Annotated in this window: 16 protein-coding genes; 4 read left to right on the forward strand and 12 right to left on the reverse strand. The window is 62.3% G+C overall.

The window, feature by feature from the left end:
* Nucleotides 1–121: 121 nt before the first annotated feature.
* Nucleotides 122–1,930 carry a lipid A export permease/ATP-binding protein MsbA gene (msbA, locus tag N5D53_RS12515; protein WP_010955513.1) on the reverse strand — a complete coding sequence of 603 codons (1,809 nt, stop codon included), beginning with the start codon at nucleotides 1,928–1,930 and terminating at the stop codon, nucleotides 122–124.
* Between the two features lie 15 nt (nucleotides 1,931–1,945).
* Nucleotides 1,946–3,121, reverse strand: a complete 1,176-nt coding sequence (locus tag N5D53_RS12520) for an O-antigen ligase family protein (RefSeq protein WP_104962662.1) — start codon at nucleotides 3,119–3,121, stop codon at nucleotides 1,946–1,948.
* Between the two features lie 100 nt (nucleotides 3,122–3,221).
* On the opposite strand from N5D53_RS12520, the gene N5D53_RS12525 reads away from it, so the two are divergent.
* Nucleotides 3,222–3,827, forward strand: coding sequence for a hypothetical protein (locus tag N5D53_RS12525; protein WP_003249444.1), 606 nt, complete (start codon nucleotides 3,222–3,224; stop codon nucleotides 3,825–3,827).
* 3 nt (nucleotides 3,828–3,830) lie between these two features.
* Here N5D53_RS12525 and N5D53_RS12530 read toward each other — a convergent pair whose 3' ends face one another.
* The 9 genes from N5D53_RS12530 to putP form a co-directional block, all read right to left on the reverse strand.
* Nucleotides 3,831–4,922 (reverse strand): glycosyltransferase, encoded by a 1,092-nt coding sequence (locus N5D53_RS12530; RefSeq protein ID WP_020191476.1) that lies wholly within the window; start codon nucleotides 4,920–4,922, stop codon nucleotides 3,831–3,833.
* 37 nt (nucleotides 4,923–4,959) lie between these two features.
* Nucleotides 4,960–5,733 carry a hypothetical protein gene (locus N5D53_RS12535; RefSeq protein ID WP_010955517.1) on the reverse strand — a complete coding sequence of 258 codons (774 nt, stop codon included), beginning with the start codon at nucleotides 5,731–5,733 and terminating at the stop codon, nucleotides 4,960–4,962.
* Nucleotides 5,734–5,798: 65 nt separating this feature from the next.
* Entirely contained in the window at nucleotides 5,799–6,755 is a 957-nt protein-coding gene (locus tag N5D53_RS12540) for a glycosyltransferase (RefSeq protein WP_003249439.1), read from the reverse strand.
* 48 nt (nucleotides 6,756–6,803) lie between these two features.
* Nucleotides 6,804–8,207, reverse strand: a complete 1,404-nt coding sequence (locus N5D53_RS12545) for a PIG-L family deacetylase (protein WP_279840392.1) — start codon at nucleotides 8,205–8,207, stop codon at nucleotides 6,804–6,806.
* Nucleotides 8,204–9,100: an antimicrobial resistance protein Mig-14 gene (locus N5D53_RS12550; RefSeq protein ID WP_279840386.1), complete on the reverse strand. Its 897-nt coding sequence runs from the start codon at nucleotides 9,098–9,100 to the stop codon at nucleotides 8,204–8,206. The genes N5D53_RS12545 and N5D53_RS12550 overlap by 4 nt, the downstream gene beginning before the upstream one ends.
* Nucleotides 9,100–10,230 (reverse strand): glycosyltransferase, encoded by a 1,131-nt coding sequence (locus N5D53_RS12555; RefSeq protein ID WP_104962665.1) that lies wholly within the window; start codon nucleotides 10,228–10,230, stop codon nucleotides 9,100–9,102. The genes N5D53_RS12550 and N5D53_RS12555 overlap by 1 nt, the downstream gene beginning before the upstream one ends.
* Nucleotides 10,214–11,971 carry a carbamoyltransferase gene (locus N5D53_RS12560; RefSeq protein ID WP_003249431.1) on the reverse strand — a complete coding sequence of 586 codons (1,758 nt, stop codon included), beginning with the start codon at nucleotides 11,969–11,971 and terminating at the stop codon, nucleotides 10,214–10,216. Before N5D53_RS12560 ends, N5D53_RS12555 begins: the two co-directional genes overlap by 17 nt.
* A gap of 192 nt (nucleotides 11,972–12,163) precedes the next feature.
* Nucleotides 12,164–13,000: a 23S rRNA (adenine(2030)-N(6))-methyltransferase RlmJ gene (gene rlmJ / locus N5D53_RS12565; protein WP_274139246.1), complete on the reverse strand. Its 837-nt coding sequence runs from the start codon at nucleotides 12,998–13,000 to the stop codon at nucleotides 12,164–12,166.
* A 106-nt stretch (nucleotides 13,001–13,106) separates the two neighbouring features.
* Nucleotides 13,107–14,585 (reverse strand): sodium/proline symporter PutP, encoded by a 1,479-nt coding sequence (gene putP, locus N5D53_RS12570; RefSeq protein WP_104962923.1) that lies wholly within the window; start codon nucleotides 14,583–14,585, stop codon nucleotides 13,107–13,109.
* Between the two features lie 27 nt (nucleotides 14,586–14,612).
* On the opposite strand from putP, the gene N5D53_RS12575 reads away from it, so the two are divergent.
* Both N5D53_RS12575 and putA read left to right on the forward strand, forming a co-directional pair.
* Nucleotides 14,613–14,909: a hypothetical protein gene (locus tag N5D53_RS12575; RefSeq protein WP_129932022.1), complete on the forward strand. Its 297-nt coding sequence runs from the start codon at nucleotides 14,613–14,615 to the stop codon at nucleotides 14,907–14,909.
* 31 nt (nucleotides 14,910–14,940) lie between these two features.
* A complete protein-coding gene (putA, locus tag N5D53_RS12580) occupies nucleotides 14,941–18,894 on the forward strand; it encodes a trifunctional transcriptional regulator/proline dehydrogenase/L-glutamate gamma-semialdehyde dehydrogenase (protein WP_279840389.1) in 3,954 nt (1,317 codons plus the stop codon).
* 854 nt (nucleotides 18,895–19,748) lie between these two features.
* On the opposite strand, the gene N5D53_RS12585 is transcribed toward putA, so the two are convergent.
* Entirely contained in the window at nucleotides 19,749–20,432 is a 684-nt protein-coding gene (locus N5D53_RS12585) for a hypothetical protein (RefSeq protein ID WP_347881665.1), read from the reverse strand.
* A gap of 142 nt (nucleotides 20,433–20,574) precedes the next feature.
* Between N5D53_RS12585 and N5D53_RS12590 the strand changes: the two genes are divergently transcribed.
* The gene (locus N5D53_RS12590) at nucleotides 20,575–22,377 is read left to right on the forward strand and encodes an acyl-CoA dehydrogenase (RefSeq protein WP_279840391.1); all 1,803 of its coding nucleotides are present in this window, start codon (nucleotides 20,575–20,577) and stop codon (nucleotides 22,375–22,377) included.
* The last annotated feature ends 17 nt before the right edge of the window (nucleotides 22,378–22,394 follow it).

Below are 22,394 nucleotides of genomic sequence, written 5' to 3' on the forward strand. Positions count from 1 at the left end.
ATATGGAAATAATGAACAGGGGCAGGATATTAGCACAGGGTAGTCAATGGCTTTATGGCCAGATCATCCCTGGAAAATTCCCGTGACAATCGGGGCCATAACGGCCCCGATCAAGGAGGGTTCAGGTGATATCGGCCTTGGCCGGCTCATCCAGCCCCATGGCATGCAGACGGGCATAATGGCCATTAGCCGCAAGTAGCTCGGTGTGGGTACCGCGCTCGACCAGGCGGCCCTGGTCCATGACCAGGATCTGGTCGGCCTTCTCGATGGTCGACAGGCGATGGGCAATCACCAGCGTGGTACGGCCTTGCATCACGTGGTCCAGGGCGGCCTGGATATGCCGCTCGGACTCTGTATCCAACGCCGACGTCGCTTCGTCGAGGATCAGCAACGGCGCGTTTTTAAGCAGCGCACGGGCAATTGCCAGGCGCTGGCGCTGGCCCCCGGAAAGCAGTACACCGTTCTCACCCACTTCGGTATCGAAGCCCTTTGGCAGCCGGTCGACGAATTCCTTGGCATAGGCATCGGCCGCGGCGGCTTCGATGTCTGCGCGCGGCGCGCCGGCCAGATCGCCATACGCGATGTTGTTGGCCACGGTGTCGTTGAACAAGGTGACATGCTGGGTGACTTGCGAAACATGGCGACGCAGGTTGCGCAGGCGATAGTGCTCGATCTCCACGCCATCGAGCAGGATCTGCCCCTTGTCGTGGTGATAGAAGCGTGGAATAAGGGCCGCCAGGGTAGACTTGCCACTGCCGGAGCGGCCCACCAGGGCGATCATCTGCCCGGGCTCGGCGACAAAACTGATATCGCTCAGCACTTCACGCTCGGTACCCGGGTAGGTAAAGCTCAGGTTACGCACTTCCAGGCGCCCTTCCACGCGTTCCTTCTCGACCGTACCAGTGTCCACTTCAGGCGCTTCGTCCAGTTGCTCGAAGATGCTCTCGGCACCTGCCAGGCCCTTCTGGATGGTCGAGCTGACTTCCGACAACTGGCGAATCGGCTTGGGCAGCAGGCCGGCAGCGGTGATATACGCCACCAGGTCACCAGCAGTGGAGTCCCCGCGCAGGAACAACACCAGGAACATCAGCGCAGCCATGGCGCTGTAGATCACCAGCTGAAGCATCGGCGTGTACAGCGAGCCGGTCTTGGTCATGCGCAGTTGCTTGTCGGTGTTGCTCTGGCTGGCCTGGCCGAATCGCTGCTGTTCGTAGGCCTCGCCACCGAAGCTACGGACCACGCGGTAACCCTGGATGGTTTCCGAGGCAACGTGGGTGACGTCGCCCATGGCTACCTGGATCTTCTTGCTCTGCTTGCGGAATTTCTTGCTGGCGATGCTGACCATAACCGCGATCACCGGCAAGATGGCGACCATCACCAGGGTCAGGTGCCAGTTCATCCAAAGCAGGTAGGCAAACAGGAACACCACGGTCAGGCCTTCGCGGATCACCACCTTGATGGCGTCGGTAGCGGCGCCGGTGACCATGGTCACATTGAAGGTAATGCGCGAAATCAGGTGCCCGGAGTTGTGGTTGTCGAAGTAGCGGTTGGGCAACACCAGCAGCTTGTTGAACAATGCCACCCGCAGGTCATGCACCAGGCTCAGAGAGACCTTGGCCAGGAAGTAGTTGCCGAGGAACGAGCCCAGGCCCTGCCACGCAGCGATCAGGATGATCAGCAGCGGCACCGCCTGCAGCAGTTGCAGGTCACGCAGGTAGGGGACGTTGGGGAACAATACCGCTTCGGGGTTGCTCAGCCCATCGACGAAGTACTTGAGGATGCCGGCCAGCATTGGCTGGGTCGAGGCAAAGATCACGAAACCGACAATGCTCAGCAGGAAAATGCCGACATAGGGTTTCACATAGCTCAACAGCCGGAAGTAGATCTTCAGGCTGGAGGTGTGCTCCGCTGGTCGCGGTGTTTCGGCCATTATCGAGCTCGCTGTTCAGGTTGAACCGGCAATTTTACCACAGGCGTCATTTTCGGCACGCCCCCATGGCAGCAACATGGCAAGGCCGACCGGCAGCCAGCTGATGAACCATTCGGCACGTGGCGTACCGGTGAGGCTGGCGGCATCGAACTGCATGGCCAGGGTCGAATAGACCCAGAAGCCCAGCAGCACCTTGCCGAACAGGGTGCCACGGGCGCGCACGATTTCGCCCAGCGTAAGCAGCCATACCATTACCCACAGCAACATGCCGGGCAAGCCCATTTCAACGGCAACATGGGTGAACATGTTGTGGGTGTGATCGAAGTGCATGCCGACGGCGCTCACTTCGTAATCAGCCCCCAGGCCAAGACCAGTCCAAGGATGCGCGGCAATCATCTGGAGAACGGCATGGAAAATTTCCGGCCGGTAGGACGAGCCCCGCTGGGCGATAACGTCGTACACGGCCAAAAAGGCCAGGCCGGTGGCAAGCAGTGCCAGAACAGAGAACACCCGGCTGTGGCGGTCACGGAACCACAACGGCGCCATCACCACGGTAATCACCAGTGCCAGAACCGCACCACGGCTCTGGCTGAGCATGGCGAAGGCCCCCAGGCAAGCCAGTACCGCCAGCCACAACAACTGCAAGCCACGTCGCCGAGGTGGCTCGTAGAGCATCAAGAGCAAGGCCGAACCAATGACATAAGCCCCCAGGATGGGGTGGGATATCTCGCCGATACCCGCCAGCCTGAACAACAAAGGCGCACGCTGCACCCCATAGAACTTGATGATGGAGACCAACGCAGCGATGGCCAGCAGCGCGCTGCCAAGCAGCAATAACTGACGAATGCGGGCTTGGCCAAGCTGGGCCAACAGCGGAAACGCCAGCAGGAACACCAGAATGTAGAGCAAGCGCTTGAGCTCGCGCATGGGCTCCTCGGCGGGCGACCATGCCAGGCTCAGGCCGCTCCAGGCCAACAGCAGCAGCACACTCCCCCACAACGCCGGTTGCCGCCTCCAGGCTTGCACCAGCACACCTCGGGCCGACCAGGCCAATACCAGCGTTGGCAGCCACAAGAACAACACCAGACCTTGCTGATAAACCTTGTTGCTGGGTGCCAGGGCAATCGCCGCCAGGAACCAGACCAGGCCCAAACCTAACCACGCTTGTGCCCAGTTTTTTTGATACAACATCCTTTCCCCCGATGAATCAGAAACACCATCCATGGTGCTACAGCATTATTTTCGGCATTATTGCCGGTCATTTTGCTCGCCAGACGACAAGGCTCTATTCATGCAATGCTCCCGGCTCACCCAGGTCGACTTCGATCAGCTGACACTCGGCGCACAGGTGCTTGAGGCAGACAGCCATGGCGCCAAAGTCTACCTGCTCACAGATGGAAATTTCCTCAAGGTTTTTCGTAGGAAGCGTCTGATTTCATCTGCACTGCTACGTCCTTACTCGCAGCGCTTCGTCGATAACGCCGCGCGCCTGGCGCAACTGGGCATCCCAACCCTCGAAGTGATCAGCCAGCACAAGCTCGACCTGCCGGGCCGCACTGCGGTGCTGTACCGCCCGCTACCCGGGCGAACGCTGCTGCAGATGTCGCGCGATGACGGCTTCAGCTGGGACACTTACCTGCCACGCCTGATCGAGCTGATCCGTCAGCTGCACCGCAGCGGTGTTTATTTCCGCTCGCTGCACCTGGGCAACGTGGTGGTCACCCCCGACCAGCGTCTGGGCTTGATCGACGTGGCCGACATGCGCTTTTTGCGCCCGCCACTGTCGGCCCGCATGATTCGACGCAATGTGCAGCACATGGTGCGCTATATCGAGCGGGAGAACCTGGGCGACCGGTTCCCCCTTGCTGCCTTCGAGGCAGCCTTGCTGACACGCTGAAGGTCAGCTGCGCAACAGGCTCTGCGAGCCGCTGCAGAACGCCTGCCAGGCCTGCTCCGGTGCCAGTGCCTGGCGCTGCTTCGCGGCGATCGTCGATGCACTGAGCGCCGTACAGCGCTCAATCGCCTCAGCCCAGGCGCTTTCGTCGGCAACCGGCAGGTAGCCACCCGTGTCGCGCAATTGCTCGCGAAACACTTCCAGGTCGCTGCACACCACCGGTACATCGGCCATCACCGCCTCTTGCACCACCAGCCCCAGGCCTTCGGAACGCGAAGGTACCAATAGCCAGTCGAATGCCCGATACAGCTGCTGCAGGTCTTCGCGGTGACCGCGCAGATGAACGCGCTCGGCCAGGCCCAACGCGTCGATACGCTGCTGCAGCACGGCATGCTGCGGCCCCTCGCCAATGATCGCCAGCTGCAAGCCCGGTTGCCGTGCACTGGCCCTGGCGAATGCCTCGATCAGCATTTCGAAGCCTTTGCTCTCTACCAATCGCCCTACCGCACCCAGCATTACCTCGGCGTCCTGAGGCAACTTCAGCGCCTGCCTGGCCTGATCCCGGTTCAGCAAAGGCTCGACGAATGCAAGCGGGTCGAGCGCCATGCGCAGCGTCTGCACCGGCCTGCCCAGGTCACGCTCCAGCGACTCGGCCAAAGTCTGTGATACCGCCGCGATACTCAGACGCTCGGACGGAAAACTCTGCAACAAGCGGATATCGCTGGCATGCAGACGCGTCTTGCCATGGAAAAGGACCTTGGCACGTACGTGCCCGATGCGTTGCAACAACGGCAGCACCAACCGGGCGACGCCAATACCATCGAGCAGCACCACTTCTGCCCCGGCCTCGGCCAATGCCTTGCGCAAGCGCATGCGCAGCCACGGGCGCAGCAAGCGCCACAAGTGCCGCCCTTTGAGCGCACGTGAGGGCATATGCCATTCCCGGGTCGAACCGAGCCCACAGCAGAGCCCGCTCCCCAGCAGCAGCCAGTTACTGATCCGGGCATCGGCACCCGCGTTCGACAAGACCTGCCGGTGCACCTTGTGGATGGACATGTACGGCGTTCCACCCGCCCACATCATATTGACGATGTTCATGGGCCCTCTCCCGCTCAAGTCAGGTGGGACAGCGACTTCATTGAACAAAAATGGTGATTCCCATGCCGATCAAGGCCCCCGCAACCAGCGTCAATGCCAGCTTCAACCGATCACGCTGACGACGCTTGGCCTTACGCTCCACTTCAATGGGCAAGGTCACGTGATTGCCGAATCCAGTGTGCAATACTGCGTCACCCTCCAAGGTGACCGCTGTCAGATTTAACTCAGCGTAGCGGCGGGAAAGCGCCTTTTCTCCAGCATAGGCGGCAAATGGCGCACAGCGCTGGTAATCGCTCAATCGGCGCAGCCCAGGGTTGAGCGAGAACGCCTGCCACTCGGCCTTGTCGGACAGCAGCGGATAGCACGGCACCCCAGCGATCACCTGGCGATCGCCCAAGTGGATGTACGGGCTGTGGATGGCCAGGTCGTGGGCATGGCTGCGCAACCAGACCTGCAAGATGTTGGGACTGACATCAAGGATGGCCTGCGAGTCTTCGACAAAGCCTTGGCGATAGAATTGCCAGTCGTCTTCGCAGTGAAAAATGTACGGCGTCTTGACCTGGCTGTAGGCCAGGTCGATAGACGGCAACTGGCCAAGTTTGGGCCGGTTGACGAACACCTTGCAGTGCGGCTTCCAGTGCGCCGGCACAGCGGCATGCACAGCATCGTCGCCAGAGTCTTCGGTGATGAATACCTCGCGAATGGGCGCGGTGTTGTAGCGATCGAAACTCTCAAGGGTGTCTTTGAGCAGATCGAACCGCCCACAACTGGTCACGACGAGCGTGACGTCACTCTCATTTGAAAAGCGCACCGGATTCCCTCCGCATTACGACTATCGGCCTTCAACAACCCGCTCCTGGGCGTGAAAGCTCTTGTTTAGATGCCCAGCTTCAGACGCAGCCGCTGCCATGCAGACAATGGCGGGTGGGGCCTGAGCGCCGGGCGCATGTGGTCGACGATGCTACGTCCAACTGCGCCGAAACTAAAACGGGAAACCGCCAGATGGCGGCCATTTTCTGCAATCTGCCGGGCTAGCTCGGGGTTCGCGCGCAAACGACGGAGCTTTTCCTGAAGGGTCGGGATGTTGTCATAGAACACCACGTTGTGCATGTCTTGCAGGCCTAGCGCACGGTTCTCTTCCTCGCCCTGATCGTATGCCAGCAACACACAGCCACAGGCCATGGCTTCGAAGTTCTTGATCATGTATTCGCCCATGCCGACATCGGCACTGACGAAGAAACGAATACGGTTAAGCGTGTTGCAGTAGTCCTCGCCCGACTTGGTACGGGTTACCAACAGGTTCTCGACCTGCCCCAACTCGTCCAGCAGTGCCTTGCGGCCGCTATAGGCCACGCTGTTGACGCTGCCGACAAAGGCCAGTTCGATATCACGCTCACGCCCTTGGTCAGCCAGCAACTGCTCGTCATAGCCCTTGGGCACGAACACCGCGTCGAAACCTTCCTGGCGCAAGCGCTCGCTGACCATGTAGCCCGAGCTGATCACCCGCGCCCATGGCAACTGGCGGTAATGAGCGCTGAACTTGCCGGTGTACTTGCACGGGATGTAGTTCTGGTAGGCGTCGTGCTCGAGAATCACCAGGTTCGGCACAGTGCGGATGAAGGCCACCTGGCGGATCTCCTGCTTGAAACGCAGGAAGAACACGATGCGGTCATAGCGCTCGACTTGCACCTCACGCTTGAAGTAACGGCGCAGGTTGCGCTGATCCTGGCTGGTCAGCCAGCGCAGGTCGCACTCGCAGTTGGCCGCGACGCCATCGTACAGGCGGTCAAGAATCGCCCGCTGTTCCTTCTGCACCAGAAATAGGACTTTCATTGCTTTCCTTGGGCGCTCTGCGCCTTCGCGGTCAACCATGGGGCGTGCTTACAGCTCACGCCGCCAGAACAGTTCGTGTCGGCGCACGGCCTTGCGGAAGAATTCGTTCTCCCCATAAGGCGATGGCTGTCGCCCGGCAAGCCAGCGTTGCAGCAGGCGGCGCAGGCGGCGCTTGAACGGTGCCGGCGGCTGCAGGTCGTGCATCATGCCCAGGGCCATCGCCTTGTCGCGCTGTGTCGCGCAGTCCAGCACCAGGCTGCAGGGTGCCCAGGCCTGGGCAGCGCTCAATTGCGGCGGTAAAGCCACGCCATCGCCACTGTCGCCCATCGGCCAGCGGTCGTTATCGTGCAGGTGGTTGGCGTAGCACAGCAAGGTTTGTGGCTGCCAGGTCATGCCTTGCAAGGCTTCCAATACCGCCGCCTGAGCGCAGATATGGTCCGGATGGGGGTCTAGCTGCGGGTGCGGCATCACCAGCACCTCTGGTTTGGCCAGCTCCAGCAAGGCTCGCAGGTCGGCCAGCAGGTTGTGCCAGGTGGGTGCGCCATCGCGGTCGCCCGGTAACGGGAACGGGTTGAACTGGCGGAACACGCGGATATCGGCCAGGTCGGCTTCACGTGAGGCGGCCGGCTGGTCGGGTGCTGCCTGCATGGCAGGCAGCTGCAGGCAAAAGTAGCCCAGCTGTATGCAACGCGACTCCGGCACACCAGCCCAACGCGGCACGACGATGCTGTCCCAGGCACGCAGGCGCCCCTTCAGGCGCGCGGCCTCGGCCTTTGCCAGGCCCATCTGCTGGTAGTGCTCGGCCTCTATCTCACCGGCGGTCAGGGTCACCACCCAGCTTTCGTCGGCCTGGCTGTACAACCCATACGCGGCCAACTCGGCGTCATCGGCATGTGGCGCGATCACCATCACCCGGCGCCGCTGCAGCTCGACCGAGGGGGTTATCCACAGGCGCAACTGACCCTGCAGCCGGCAATGCCGGCCGCGCAGTCGCAACGTACCGGCCTGCAGTGGCGCAGCAAGACCCGTCAGGTTAAGGAAGCGCACGCCATCGACGCCACGCTCGAACGCTTGCCGATCGGCCTGTTCGCCAGCCAGCAGCTCGACCCGAGGGTCGAGAAAGCGCCCCAACCAGCTGCTTTTCAGCCGCAGTTCAAGCACCAGGGTTTCGTCGCCTTGCAACGTGCAATCAGCCTTGAGCCAGCCATCGTGCAGGCTGGCAGGGACCTGCTGCACCTGATCGCCGAAGTCGTAGGCATAGTCCTCACCCGGTGCATAGAACAGGTGGTCGGCAAACCAGGACTCATGGGCAGCCCAGAGCAGCGGCAACAACAGCAGTGGCATCCACCACCAGCTGAAAACACCGAGGGCGACCAGCGCAACCAGGCCCGCCAGCAGCCCCAGGCGTTTGTTGCGCCGGTGGCGCTTGAGCAACTGCTGCTTGCGGATCACGCTTGATACACCGGCACAGGGTTGCACCAGCGGTCCTTGTACTCACGGTCAGCACGGCCGAACGAGAACCGCAGCGGCTTGTTGCGTGACCGGGCGTCTTCCCAGGCGGCCTGGGTATTGAGGAAGCTCAGCACGCTACCTGGGCTGAAGGCCTTGGTTTCAGGGTCGACGCCGCCATTGATGTACTCGACGCTGATCCACTCCGGCGCTTCGACGCGGTACACCAGCTGGATGGCAATCGGCTTACCGTCCAGCAGCAACACCGAGCCGATCAGCAGCTCACGCAGGCGCTCCAGCACATCGGCCATACGCTCGGCACCGGTGGCCGGGAACCCCCAGCGGCGCAGGAACAGGTCGCAGTACATGCTGGCGATTTCCTGGGCACTGAAGTCGCTGATCGGGCGTACCACGCCACCCGCCTCTTCCAGCAGGCGCAGTTCACGGCGCTGGTTGTAGCGGAACTTCTTCGACAGGTCTTCAGGCGCCCGGGCCATGGCCAACTGCTCCTTCTGCGCCTTGAGGCCGCTGAAGCGGCCCTGGTTCAGTTCGGACAGGTAACGCATTGTATGGCGCAACGGCGCAGCGGCATCAGACGCCGCCGGCAGAATGATCTCGGCATTACCGAGGTCGAACAGGGCCTTCTTGCCAGCACGCTTCAGCACGTCCTTGGACAGCGCCAGGTGACGCCCCCAAGCCGGGATGGCGGCTTTCAGCTCGCCAGCCTGGTGCCAGCCCAGGTAACGCACCGGGATCTGTGCCAGGTCCGCCAGTTGCTCGACCACCAGCGGATGGGTGGCGACACTGCCGCCAAAACGCGTCCACGCCTGGGCATAAGCCTTGGCATCGATAGCTTGCCAACCGCGTTCGCGGAAGGCCTGGATACGATTGAGCATCAGGCCTGCCCCACCAACGCGCGCACCTGTGGGAGTTGCCAGAAGGCCTCGCGCACCGCCTGGTCAGAGAAACGCTCACCGAGGCGCTGCAGCATGTGCCTGGCACAGGCCTGGCGCTGCCCAGCGTCCAGTACGGCCATGTGCTGCAGGCCCTGGGCCAGCTGCGCGGCGTCGCCCAACGGGAACAGCACGCCAACGCCCTCGACCACTTCGCGAGCACCGCCACAGGCCGTGGCCAACACCGGCACACCGGCAACCATCGCTTCGAGCAGGACCATGCCGAACGGCTCGTGATCGGAACTCAAAGCGAACACGTCGAACGCCTGGAAGTAACGGCGCGCATCCGGTACCTGGCCAAGAAAGTCGACTTGCCCGGCAATGCCAAGCTCGGCAGCCAACGCCTTGAGCCTGGCCTCCAGACGCCCCTTGCCGAGGATCGCCAGGCGGGCGCCAGCAGGTAGCCCCGGCAGTGCCTGGGCAAAACCGCGCAACAGGGTGGCCTGGTCCTTGTCCGGGTGCAGGCGCCCGACATTGCCGACGATCCACGCCTGAGGATCAAGGCCCAAGGCCTGGCGTGCGTCAGCGCGCGGCACCAAGGCTGCTTGCAAGGCGTCGATGTCGATGCGGTTGTACAGGGTCTGGATGCGTTCGGCCGGCCACTGCGGCAAGCAACGGCGCATATCGTCACGTACCGCGTCCGAAACACCCAACAGGCTCAGACGCTTGCTGAACAGGTTCGCGAACAAGCGGCGGCCTTTGCGCTGGTAGTCGCCAAAGGCATGGTGCACACCAATCACCGGCAGGCCGGTCCCCAGCAGGGCAACGTAGATCGGCTTGAAGCGGTGGGCGATGCAGAAAGCGAAATTGCGCTCGGCCGCAATGCGCCGCAATGCGCGGATGGCGCCGAGTTTCAGGCCACGCACGGCCTTGGAACTGAACTCAAGGAACAGCACCTCGTCCGACGCACAGCCAGCCGCCACCTGCGCATCGGCGGCGCCGGTGAGGAACACCGTGGTCACCTGGTACCCACGCCCCTGAAACAGGCTGGCGTACTGACGGGCGCAGTCCAGGAACGGCCCGTCATAGCCATGGCAGAACTGCAGGATGCGCGGTTCAGAGCGGCTGGTCATACGGGGCCGCGCCGTCCTTCACAACCAGGATGTCTTCCATGATCAGGTACTGCAGGTCCGAGCCGAAGAACATGTTCAGGGCATCGGTCGGCGAGCAGATCATCGGTTCACCACGACGGTTCAGCGAGGTGTTCAGCGACACGCCGTTGCCAGTCAGGTCTTCCAGTGCCTTCATCATGTCGTAGTAGCGCGGGTTGTACTCGCGCTTGAGCACCTGGGCACGCGAAGTGCCGTCCTCGTGCACCACTTCCGGCACGCGGGTCTTCCACTCTTCAGCGACTTCGAAGGTGAAGGTCATGAACGGCGCGGGATGGTCGACCTTGATCATCTGCGGGGCGACAGTGTCGAGCATCGACGGGCAGAAAGGTCTCCAGCGTTCACGGAACTTGATCTGGTGGTTGATGCGGTCAGCCACGCCTTCCACGCTTGGGCAACCGATGATCGATCGGCCACCCAAGGCACGCGGCCCGAACTCCATGCGGCCCTGGAACCAGGCTACCGGGTTGCCATCGACCATGATCTGGGCGATCTGCTGCGGCATGTTCTCGAGTTTGCGCCACTTCGGCTGGTTCGGGTGACGGGCGCAGGCGGCGATCACGTCTTCGTTGGAGTACGACGGGCCGAGGTAGACGTGCTCCATCTTCTCGACCGGAACGCCACGGGCGTGGGACACATAGGCAGCGGCGCCAACGGCAGTCCCGGCGTCGCCGGAGGCCGGCTGGACGAACAGCTCTTTCACGTCCGGACGGGCGATGATCTTCTGGTTGAGCTTGACGTTCAGCGCACAGCCGCCGGCGAAGGCCAGCTTGCCGGTTTCACGCAGGGTGTCGCCCAGGTAATGGTCGATCATCTGCAGCGCCAGTTTCTCGAACAGCGCCTGCATGCTGGCGGCGTAATGGATGTACGGCTCGTCGGCGATGTCGCCTTCGCGCTTGGGGCCCAGCCATTCGATCAGCTTTGGCGAGAAGTAGAAGCCCTTGCCCTTCTCTTTATAGCGGCGCAGGCCGATAACGTTGGCGTACTCGGTGTTGATGACCAACTCGCCGTTTTCGAAGCTGGCCAGACGCGAGAAATCATACTTGCTGGCGTCGCCATACGGCGCCATGCCCATGACCTTGAACTCGCCATCGAGCATTTCGAAGCCCAGGAACTCGGTAATGGCACCGTAAAGGCCACCCAGCGAGTCCGGGTCGAAGAATTCCTTGATCTTGTGGATCTTGCCGTTTTCGCCGTAACCAAAGAAGGTGGTGGCGTACTCGCCCTTGCCGTCAATGCCAAGGATTGCGGTTTTTTCCTTGAAACCCGAGCAATGATAAGCACTGGAAGCGTGGGCCAGGTGGTGCTCGACCGGCTCGATCTTGACCTTTTTCGGGTCGAAGCCCAGTTGCTCCAGGCACCAGACGATCTTCTTGCGATAGCGCTTGTAGCGACGGTTGCCCATCAGGATGGCATCGAGTGCACGATCCGGGGCATACCAATAGCGCTTGGCATAGTGCCACCGCGCCTTGCCGAACAGGCTGATCGGGGCGAACGGGATGGCTACCACGTCGACGTCGGACGGCTTGATGCCTGCCTGTTCCAGGCAGAACTTCGCCGACTCGTAGGGCATGCGGTTCTTCGCATGCTTGTCACGCACGAAGCGCTCTTCTTCGGCGGCGGCAATCAGCTTGCCGTCAATGTACAGGGCCGCGGAAGGGTCATGGCTAAGGGCGCCGGACAGGCCAAGAATCGTCAATGCCAAGGGATTAGCCTCTTCATTCGGTAAAAATGCGCCAGCGGCCTCTTGGGCGGATGGCGGCTAAAGGGCGGGATTATAACGCAAACATTGGAGGCACACCGCCCCCTTGTAGGAGCGGGCTCACCCGCGAAGCAGGCAATGCGGTGGATGGCACCGGCGTTGCCGGTGTTCGCGGGTAAACCCGCGCCTACAGGTTTATTCGGCGATCAGCCAGTCCATGCGGTAACTACCGGCGGTCTGTGCCAGCTCTTTGGCCAGCCATGGCAGCAGCTCCTTAAGTTCATCCTCCAGCCCCCATGGTGGGTTGGCGATGGCCAGGCCCGAACCATTCAGGCCCTGCGGGCTGTCCTGGTGATGCACATACAGCTCGACCCGCAGCAGCTTTGGCGCGCCGGTGCTTGTCAGGTCCTGGTAGTAGCGGGTCAGCGAGCGCTGGTCCTTGATCGGGTACCAGATGGCCGCAACGGTCTGGCGCATGCGGCCGATCGCCTCTTTCATGGCCGTGGTGCAGCGCTTGAGCTCATCGGCCTGCTCGAACGGCGGGTCGATCAGCATGATCGCGCGCTTTTCCTGCACCGGCAGCAAGGCCCGCGGCACATGCCAGCCTTCACCCAGGTGCACGGTCACGCGCGGGTCTTTTTTCATGTTTTCCTTGAGGAGCGGCCCGTCTTCGGGGTGCTTCTCGTTGAGCAGGGCGCGGTCCTGCTGGCGCATCAGGCGACGGGCCAGTTCGGGCGACCCCGGGTAGTAGCGCAGCTCGCCATCGGCATTCAGGCGCTTGATGATGCGCAGGTAGTCGTCGGCCATGGCCGGCAGGTCATCGCGATTCCACAGGCGGGCTACGCCTTCCAGGTACTCGCCGGTACGGTTTGCCTGATCGCCCTGCAGATCGTACAGGCCGAGCCCTGCGTGGGTATCGATATAGGCGAACGGCTGCTCCTTGCGCGACATCAGGGCGATGAGGCGGGTCAGCACGATGTGTTTGAGGACGTCGGCGTGGTTGCCGGCGTGGAAGGCGTGACGATAGTTCATGGCAACTCCTGCGAAGGCGGCAAGTTTACCTTGCCTTGCAGGCGGAGTCAGGCCTGGCTGCTGATTGGCGGCACCCGCAAAGCAGGCGCCGCCAATTCAACGGGTGTTACTTGTCGGCGTGATACGCCGCATCAGCAGCTTCGAAGCGCTTGACCATCGCCTGCGAAGGGCTGCCCAGCTTGCTCACCAGAACAATGGCGATGCTGGCGAACAGGAAGCCCGGGATGATTTCGTACAACCCGAGGGTGTCGAAGTTCTTCCACAGGATCACCGTCAGCGCACCCACCACGATACCGGCCAGCGCACCGTTACGGGTCATGCCTTTCCACAGCACCGAAATCAGCACCACCGGGCCGAAGGCGGCACCGAAGCCAGCCCAGGCATAGGCCACCAGGCCCAGCACGCGGTTTTCCGGGTTGGAGGCCATGGCGATGGCGATCAGGGCCACGGCCAGCACCATCAGACGGCCAACCCACACCAGTTCGACCTGCGAAGCATTCTTGCGCAGGAAGGCTTTGTAGAAGTCTTCGGTCAGGGCACTGGAGCACACCAGCAGCTGGCAGCTCAGGGTACTCATGACTGCGGCCAGGATGGCCGACAGCAGGACACCCGCAATCCATGGGTTGAACAGGATCTTGGCCAGCTCGATGAACACACGTTCGTGGTTCTCGCTAACCGGGCCTGCCAGCTCAGGATGGGCCGAGAAGTAGGCAATGCCGAAGAAGCCAACGGCACAGGTACCCGCCAGGCACAGGATCATCCAGGTCATGGAAATGCGGCGCGCCTTGGCGATCGACTTCACCGAATCAGCGGCCATGAAGCGCGCCAGGATATGCGGCTGGCCGAAGTAACCCAGACCCCAGCCCATCAGCGAGATGATGCCGATAAAGGTGGCACCCTTGAGCATGTCGAAGTTCGCCGGGTTCACCGCCTCGATAGCGGCGAAGGTCTGGTCGAAGCCACCGGTGGCGATCAGCACGAACACCGGGGTGAGGATGAGCGCGAAGATCATCAGTGTGGCCTGCACGGTGTCGGTCCAGCTCACAGCCAGGAAACCACCGATGAATGTGTAGGCGATGGTCGCCGCTGCACCAGCCCACAGCGCGGTTTCGTACGACATGCCGAAGGTGCTCTCGAACAGACGGGCACCGGCCACGATGCCGGAGGCACAGTAGATGGTGAAGAACACCAGGATGACGATGGCGGAAATGATGCGCAGCAGGCCGCTCTTGTCTTCGAAACGGCTGGAGAAATAGTCCGGCAGGGTCAGCGCGTCACCGTTGTGCTCGGTCTGCACGCGCAGCCGTCCGGCCACGAACAGCCAGTTCAGGTAGGCACCGACCGTCAGACCGATGGCGATCCAGACCTCAGACAGGCCCGCAAAGTAGATGGCACCAGGCAGGCCCATCAGCAGCCAGCCACTCATGTCGGAGGCACCGGCAGACAGCGCGGTGACCACGCTACCCAAGCTGCGACCGCCCAGAATGTAATCGGAAAGGTTTTTGGTAGCGCGATAGGCGGCGAAGCCGATCAGCACCATTGCTGCGATGTAGATCACGAAGGTGATCGTTAGTGGATTGCCCATGCGTGTGCCCTGGCGTTTGTTTTTATCATGCGCAACCACAGCGATGGCGGTTGCACCCAGGCGGCGAATGCTATGCAACAACGCAAAGAAGGTGCAACCATTTTTCTTTTGCAAGTTGCACCTGCCAGTGCATTTTCCGACAAAGCCCATTTTTTGCTCCTTTCGGGAGTAAAAAACCGGTTTTTCAGAATAAAACACACCCAAAACGCCCCTTTTCAGGGTATGGGAATGGCTATCGGACGAGTTGCACCTTCTACACAAAAAATTCAGGTTGCACCTAGTTGCACCCGAATTGTCCTACAGCTACTCTTGATGCCAGCTTAGGCCACAACCGTGGCAATAACGAGGATAAGAAATGGCGACTACCACCCTTGGGGTCAAACTCGACGACCCGACCCGTGAGCGACTCAAAGCAGCTGCGCAGTCCATCGACCGCACGCCTCACTGGTTGATCAAGCAAGCGATCTTCAATTACCTGGAGAAGCTCGAGGGTGGTGCCACCCTGACCGAACTCAACGGTCATGCCAGCAACCCGGCCGACGATGCCGGTGAAGTCCAGGCCGACCACAGCCACCAGTGCTTCCTCGAATTTGCCGAGAGCATCTTGCCGCAGTCGGTACTGCGCTCGGCGATCACCGCCGCCTACCGCCGCCCCGAGCAGGAAGTGGTGCCGATGCTGCTGGAGCAGGCGCGCCTGAGCGCGCCGCTGGCCGACGCCACCAACAAGCTGGCCGCAAGCATTGCCGAAAAACTGCGCAATCAGAAAAGCGCCGGCGGCCGTGCCGGTGTCGTTCAGGGTCTGCTGCAGGAATTCTCGCTGTCGTCTCAGGAAGGCGTGGCGCTGATGTGCCTGGCCGAAGCCCTGCTGCGTATCCCCGACAAAGGCACCCGCGATGCGCTGATCCGCGACAAGATCAGCACCGGCAACTGGCAGCCGCACCTGGGCAACAGCCCGTCGCTGTTCGTCAACGCCGCCACCTGGGGGCTGCTGCTGACCGGCAAGCTGGTCAGCACCCATAACGAAACCGGCCTCACCTCCTCGCTCACCCGCATCATCGGCAAGAGCGGCGAACCGATGATCCGCAAGGGCGTCGACATGGCCATGCGCCTGATGGGTGAGCAGTTCGTCACCGGCGAGACCATTGCCGAAGCACTGGCCAATGCCAGCCGTTTCGAGTCCAAAGGCTTCCGCTACTCCTACGACATGCTCGGCGAAGCCGCACTGACCGAACACGACGCGCAGAAGTACCTGGCGTCCTACGAGCAGGCCATCCACTCGATCGGCAAGGCCTCGCATGGCCGTGGCATCTATGAAGGCCCAGGCATCTCGATCAAGCTGTCGGCACTGCACCCGCGCTACAGCCGGGCCCAGTACGAGCGCGTGATGGAAGAGCTGTACCCGCGCCTGCTGTCGCTGACCCTGCTGGCCAAGCAGTACGACATCGGCCTTAACATCGACGCCGAGGAAGCCGACCGCCTGGAGCTTTCGCTGGACCTGCTCGAACGCCTGTGCTTCGAGCCATCCCTGGCTGGCTGGAACGGCATCGGCTTCGTTATCCAGGCCTACCAGAAGCGCTGCCCGTACGTGATCGACTACGTCATCGATCTGGCCAAGCGCAGCCGCCACCGCCTGATGATCCGCCTGGTAAAAGGCGCCTACTGGGACAGCGAGATCAAGCGTGCCCAGGTCGAAGGCCTGGAAGGCTACCCGGTCTATACCCGCAAGGTGTACACCGACGTGTCCTACGTCGCCTGCGCCCGCAAGCTGCTGGCCGTGCCAGAAGCCATCTACCCGCAGTTCGCCACCCACAACGCCCACACCCTGTCGGCCATCTACCACATTGCCGGGCAGAACTATTACCCGGGCCAGTACGAGTTCCAGTGCCTGCACGGCATGGGCGAGCCGCTGTACGAGCAAGTGGTCGGCAAGATTGCCGATGGCAAGCTGAACCGCCCGTGCCGCGTGTATGCACCGGTCGGCACCCATGAAACGCTGCTGGCCTACCTGGTGCGCCGTCTGCTGGAAAACGGCGCCAACACCTCGTTCGTCAACCGCATCGCCGACCACTCGATTTCCATCCAGGAACTGGTCGCCGACCCGGTGGCCAGCATCGAGCGCATGGGTACCCAGGAAGGCAGTATCGGCCTGCCACACCCACGCATTCCCCTGCCGCGCGATCTGTATGGCACTGAAAGGGCCAACTCGGCCGGCATCGACATGGCCAACGAACACCGCCTGGCATCGCTGTCCTGCGCCATGCTGGCCACCGCTCACAATGACTGGAAAGCTGCCCCGCTGCTGGCCTGCGCCGCCAGCGAGAGCGCTGCCGCACCGGTACTGAACCCGGCAGACCACCGCGACGTCGTCGGCCATGTGCAGGAGGCCACCGTTGCCGACGTGGACAACGCCATCCAGTGCGCACTGAACGCCGCGCCGATCTGGCAGGCCACCCCGCCAGCTGAGCGTGCTGCCATTCTGGAGCGCACCGCCGACCTGATGGAGGCCGAGATCCAGCCGCTGATGGGCCTGCTCATCCGCGAGGCCGGCAAGACCTTCGCCAACGCCATCGCCGAAGTGCGTGAAGCCGTGGACTTCCTGCGCTACTACGCGGTGCAGGCACGTAACGACTTCAGCAACGACGCCCACCGCCCACTGGGCCCGGTGGTGTGCATCAGCCCGTGGAACTTCCCGCTGGCGATCTTCACCGGCCAGGTGGCCGCAGCCCTGGCTGCCGGCAACCCGGTACTGGCCAAGCCTGCCGAGCAAACCCCGCTGATCGCCGCCCAGGCCGTGCGCCTGCTGCTGGAAGCGGGCATCCCAGAAGGCGTGCTGCAGCTGCTGCCGGGCCGCGGTGAAACCGTCGGTGCCGGCCTGGTCGGAGACGAGCGCGTCAAAGGCGTGATGTTCACCGGCTCCACTGAAGTGGCCCGCCTGCTGCAGCGCAACGTCGCTGGCCGCCTGGACAACCAGGGCCGCCCGATCCCGCTGATCGCCGAAACCGGCGGCCAGAACGCGATGATCGTCGACTCCTCGGCACTGACCGAACAGGTCGTGATCGACGTGGTGTCCTCGGCCTTCGACAGTGCCGGCCAGCGTTGCTCGGCCCTGCGCGTGCTGTGCCTGCAGGAAGACTCCGCCGACCGCGTGATCGAAATGCTCAAGGGCGCCATGGCTGAAAGCCGCCTGGGCTGCCCGGACCGCCTGGCCGTGGACATCGGCCCGGTGATCGATGCCGAAGCCAAGGCCGGCATCGAGAAGCACATCCAGGGCATGCGCGAGAAAGGCCGCCCGGTCTATCAGGTCGCCATTGCCGATGCTGCCGAGATCAAGCGCGGCACCTTCGTCATGCCAACCCTGATCGAGCTGGACAGCTTCGACGAGCTGAAGCGCGAAATCTTCGGCCCCGTACTGCACGTGGTGCGCTACAACCGCCGCAATCTGGACCAGCTGATCGAGCAGATCAACAACTCCGGCTACGGCCTGACCCTCGGCGTGCACACCCGTATCGACGAGACCATCGCCAAAGTGGTGGAAACCGCCAACGCCGGCAACATGTACGTCAACCGCAACATTGTGGGTGCAGTGGTGGGCGTGCAGCCGTTCGGTGGTGAAGGCCTGTCTGGCACCGGCCCGAAAGCCGGCGGCCCGCTGTACCTCTACCGCCTGCTGTCGACCCGCCCGGCCGATGCCATTGGCCGCCACTTCCAGCAGCAGGACGGCGAAGGCAAGCCGGACCGCACCCTGCACGAACAGCTGATCAAGCCGCTGCACGGCCTGAAGGCCTGGGCCGAGAGCAACCAGCTGGCCGACCTGGCCGCGCTGTGCAGCCAGTTCGCCAGCCAGTCGCAGAGCGGCATCTCCCGCCTGCTGCCAGGCCCGACCGGCGAGCGCAACAGCTACACCATTCTGCCGCGGGAGCACGTGCTGTGCCTGGCCGACAACGAAACCGACCTGCTGGCGCAGTTCGCCGCGGTACTGGCCGTTGGCAGCTCGGCGGTGTGGGTTGACGGTGAACCGGGCAAGGCCCTGCGCGCCCGCCTGCCGCGTGAGCTGCAGGCCAAGGTGAAGCTGGTCGCGGACTGGAACAAGGATGAAGTGGCGTTCGACGCCGTGATCCACCATGGCGACTCGGACCAGCTGCGCGGCGTATGCCAGCAGGTGGCCAAGCGTGCCGGGGCGATCGTTGGGGTGCACGGGCTGTCCAGCGGGGATCACCAGATTGCGCTGGAGCGCCTGGTCATCGAGCGCGCGGTGAGCGTGAACACGGCAGCGGCGGGTGGTAACGCCAGCCTGATGACCATTGGCTAATGGCTGAGGGTTGTTGAAGAAGAAGGAGAGCCTCTGCTCTCCTTTTTTATGCGTGCATGTCCTGAAGCAGGGGCTGGACTAACAGGTGCTCACCAGAACGTGAGCCATGCCAACGGTGACTTGGGTGTCTTCTGTTGTTACCGTTTATCCCCTGGAAATTCTCGGCTGCCTGGGCCGGTCCTTTCGCGGGTAAACCCGCCCCTACCACGGTGGTGGGCAGTTGGATACAGGCCGCCGTAGGAGCGGGTTCACCCGCGAAGAGGCCGGACCTGCTGGCCAATTTCTACCCGTCGTTCACCGTTGCCGCCGCCACCGTATTCGCGGGTAAACCCGCTCCTACACCGGATCGCTGGCGGACACAGGTCGGTGGCTGGACACGGGCCGTCGTGTAGGAGCGGGTTCACCCGCGAAAGGGCCGGCCCTGCTGGCCAATTACCACCCGCCATTCACCGTTGCCGCCGCTACCGTATTCGCGGGTAAACCCGCTCCTACACCGGATCGCTGGCGGACACAGGTCGGTGGCTGGACACAGGCCGTCGTGTAGGAGCGGGTTCACCCGCGAAAGGGCCGGGCCTGCTGGCCAATTTCCACCAGACGTTCACCGTTGCAGCTGCCACCGTATTCGCGGGTAAACCCGCTCCTACCACTGATCGTTGGTGGACACACATCGGGGGTTGGACACAGGCCGCTGTACGGTTTACCCGCGAAAAGGACCAGCCTAGACAGGCATATCAAAAAAGCCTTGCAGCAGGCTTCTACCCCAGCATCATATTGTCTTCAACGCAAGTGGAAGCGCGGGGTGGATCGGGGACTATCCGGAGCTCCCCTCAGACAGAGCTCCGGCCAAAAGTTGCTCAAACCATTGGTGAAAGCGCAATCAAAGCAGACAGCTGTGCTGCCATAAGCCCAATACCCAACAGCATCCAAAGCCAATTTGCCAGCGTGAACCGGCTGTTGGCCTTCCCTTCTTTGTCACCCGCACTGAAATTGATGCCCTTCTGCATGAACACCAGAATGATCAGCCAAGCTGCCTGAACGGCTATGCCCGCAAAATAGGCCGGCCACAGCTGGCCTTCCAACACGACGCCGGCAGCCACCCAGACAACGCAAAAACCGTAATAGCCCAGCGTGAGCCCCAGGATGGACCACGGATAGGTTTTACCTGAGTCGCGAATATGGTCATTTGCCCTTCTCAATAATGGATAGATGAAGAACACTGCAAAAGCGCTTCGCCAGAGCGGACTTACGCGCTCTCCCGTTTTCTCTCTATGCAGACTCCAACTTTGATAGAAGCAATAAACCCAGTAGAAGCCCAAGGTAAAGAAAGTCATTACACCAAATTTCATGGGTGAGACTACGAAGAAGGGAACCTGGTTGCCGTCGGCCTCAGCCAAGTCAGCGGGGTGGGCATCACTCATCTGAAACGTTTCCTTGTGAACACCAAAACGCACATTCAAGGCCAACTGACATTCGATCCGCAGCAGTCCATTTCCGATCGGGATTGTGGGAAACGTCTCTATATTGTCCCGAGCAGGCATTACACGACCTGACCTTGCGTTGGTTTCACCAATAACCGGCAGGCTTCCCGGCGTTCTCAACCCATATCACGCAAACCTATTAACCTGTCCCCAGTCTCACCACGCTCCTACACTCGCAGCATCCCGCCTCAGGACCGCCACCATGCCCGAGACCTTGCTCAGCCCCCGCAACCTCGCCTTCGAGCTCTACGAAGTCCTTGACGCCGAAGCCCTGACCCAGCGCCCGCGCTTCGCCGAGCACAGCCGTGAAACCTTCGATGCGGCACTGACCACCGCCCGCACCATCGCCGAAAAGTATTTCGCCCCGCACAACCGCAAGGCCGACGAAAACGAACCACGCTACGTGGACGGCCGCGCCGAGCTGATCCCCGAAGTGAAGCCCGCCGTCGATGCCTTCCTCGAAGCCGGCTTCCTCAACGCCAACCGGGACTTCGAGGTCGGCGGCATGCAACTGCCCAGCCTGGTCTCGCAAGCCTGCTTCGCCCACTTCCAGGCCGCCAACGCCGGCACCACGGCCTACCCGTTCCTGACCATGGGCGCGGCCAACCTGATCGAGAGCTTCGGCTCCGATGAACAGAAGCGCCTGTTCCTGCAACCGATGATCGACGGCCGCTACTTCGGCACCATGGCGCTGACCGAACCCCACGCCGGCTCGTCGCTGGCCGACATCCGTACCCGCGCCGAACCAGCAGGCGACGGCAGCTACCGGCTCAAAGGCAACAAGATCTTCATTTCCGGCGGCGACCACGAACTGTCGGAAAACATCGTGCACATGGTGCTGGCCAAGCTTCCGGACGCCCCGCCCGGGGTCAGAGGCATCTCGCTGTTCATCGTGCCCAAGTACCACGTAAACCCGGACGGCAGCCGTGGCCCGCGCAACGATGTGCTGCTGGCCGGGCTGTTCCACAAGATGGGCTGGCGCGGCACCACCTCGACCGCGCTGAACTTCGGCGACAATGGCCAGTGCGTCGGCTATCTGGTCGGCCAGCCGCACCAAGGCCTGGCCTGCATGTTCCAGATGATGAACGAGGCGCGGATAGGCGTAGGCATGGGCGCGGTGATGCTGGGTTACGCCGGCTACCTTTACTCCCTGGAATACGCTCGCCAGCGGCCGCAGGGCCGGCTGCCAGACAACAAGGACCCACACAGCCCGGCGGTGCCGATCATCGAGCACACGGATGTGAAGCGCATGCTTCTGGCGCAGAAGGCCTACGTAGAAGGCGCCTTTGATCTGGGCCTGTACGCCGCGCGCCTGTTCGACGACACCCATACGGCCCCTGACGAAAACGCCCGCAAACCGGCGCAGGACCTGCTCGACCTGCTGACCCCGATCGTCAAATCCTGGCCCTCGGCGTTCTGCCTCAAAGCCAACGAACTGGCGATCCAGATTCTTGGCGGCCACGGCTACACCCGCGAATACCCGGTGGAGCAGTACTACCGTGACAATCGCCTGAACCCGATCCACGAAGGCACGGAGGGTATCCAGTCGCTCGATCTGCTCGGCCGCAAGCTGGCACAGCACAATGGTGCCGGCCTCAAGCAATTGATCCGCCTGATCGCCGCCACCTGCGAGCGCGCCAGCCATCACCCGAACCTTGACCCACTGCGTCAGCCGTTGGAGCAACTGGCCAACCGCCTGCAAGGCGTAACCCTGGCCCTGCTCGGCGATCTGGCCCAAGGCAAAGTCGCTGGTGCCCTGGCCAACTCTGCCTTGTACCTCAAGGCCTTCGGCCACTGCGTGATCGGCTGGCGCTGGCTGGAACAGGCGGTTCACGCAGAGCTTGGCATGCTCAAGGGAACGGCTGCTGATCGCGACTTCTACCTCGGCAAGCTGCAAGCTGCGCGTTATTTCCTGACCTGGGAAGTACCGGGCTGCCATAATGAGCTGGCATTGCTCGAGGCACACGACGATACCTGCCTCGGCATGCAAGACGGGTGGTTCTAGGGGGAGCCACCGTGTAC

It is taken from the genome of Pseudomonas sp. GD03862 (assembly GCF_029840855.1).
GTDB classification, from domain to species: domain Bacteria; phylum Pseudomonadota; class Gammaproteobacteria; order Pseudomonadales; family Pseudomonadaceae; genus Aquipseudomonas; species Aquipseudomonas alloputida.

Excerpts from the sequence above, each read along its gene's own strand:
- msbA (WP_010955513.1), bottom strand. The coding sequence starts at position 1,930 with ATGGCCGAAACACCGCGACCAGCGGAGCACACCTCCAGCCTGAAGATC.
- N5D53_RS12520 (WP_104962662.1), bottom strand. The coding sequence starts at position 3,121 with ATGTTGTATCAAAAAAACTGGGCACAAGCGTGGTTAGGTTTGGGCCTG.
- N5D53_RS12525 (WP_003249444.1), top strand. The coding sequence starts at position 3,222 with ATGCAATGCTCCCGGCTCACCCAGGTCGACTTCGATCAGCTGACACTC.
- N5D53_RS12530 (WP_020191476.1), bottom strand. The coding sequence starts at position 4,922 with ATGAACATCGTCAATATGATGTGGGCGGGTGGAACGCCGTACATGTCC.
- N5D53_RS12540 (WP_003249439.1), bottom strand. The coding sequence starts at position 6,755 with ATGAAAGTCCTATTTCTGGTGCAGAAGGAACAGCGGGCGATTCTTGAC.
- N5D53_RS12550 (WP_279840386.1), bottom strand. The coding sequence starts at position 9,100 with ATGCTCAATCGTATCCAGGCCTTCCGCGAACGCGGTTGGCAAGCTATC.
- N5D53_RS12555 (WP_104962665.1), bottom strand. The coding sequence starts at position 10,230 with ATGACCAGCCGCTCTGAACCGCGCATCCTGCAGTTCTGCCATGGCTAT.
- rlmJ (WP_274139246.1), bottom strand. The coding sequence starts at position 13,000 with ATGAACTATCGTCACGCCTTCCACGCCGGCAACCACGCCGACGTCCTC.
- putP (WP_104962923.1), bottom strand. The coding sequence starts at position 14,585 with ATGGGCAATCCACTAACGATCACCTTCGTGATCTACATCGCAGCAATG.
- N5D53_RS12575 (WP_129932022.1), top strand. The coding sequence starts at position 14,613 with ATGCGCAACCACAGCGATGGCGGTTGCACCCAGGCGGCGAATGCTATG.
- putA (WP_279840389.1), top strand. The coding sequence starts at position 14,941 with ATGGCGACTACCACCCTTGGGGTCAAACTCGACGACCCGACCCGTGAG.
- N5D53_RS12585 (WP_347881665.1), bottom strand. The coding sequence starts at position 20,432 with ATGCCTGCTCGGGACAATATAGAGACGTTTCCCACAATCCCGATCGGA.
- N5D53_RS12590 (WP_279840391.1), top strand. The coding sequence starts at position 20,575 with ATGCCCGAGACCTTGCTCAGCCCCCGCAACCTCGCCTTCGAGCTCTAC.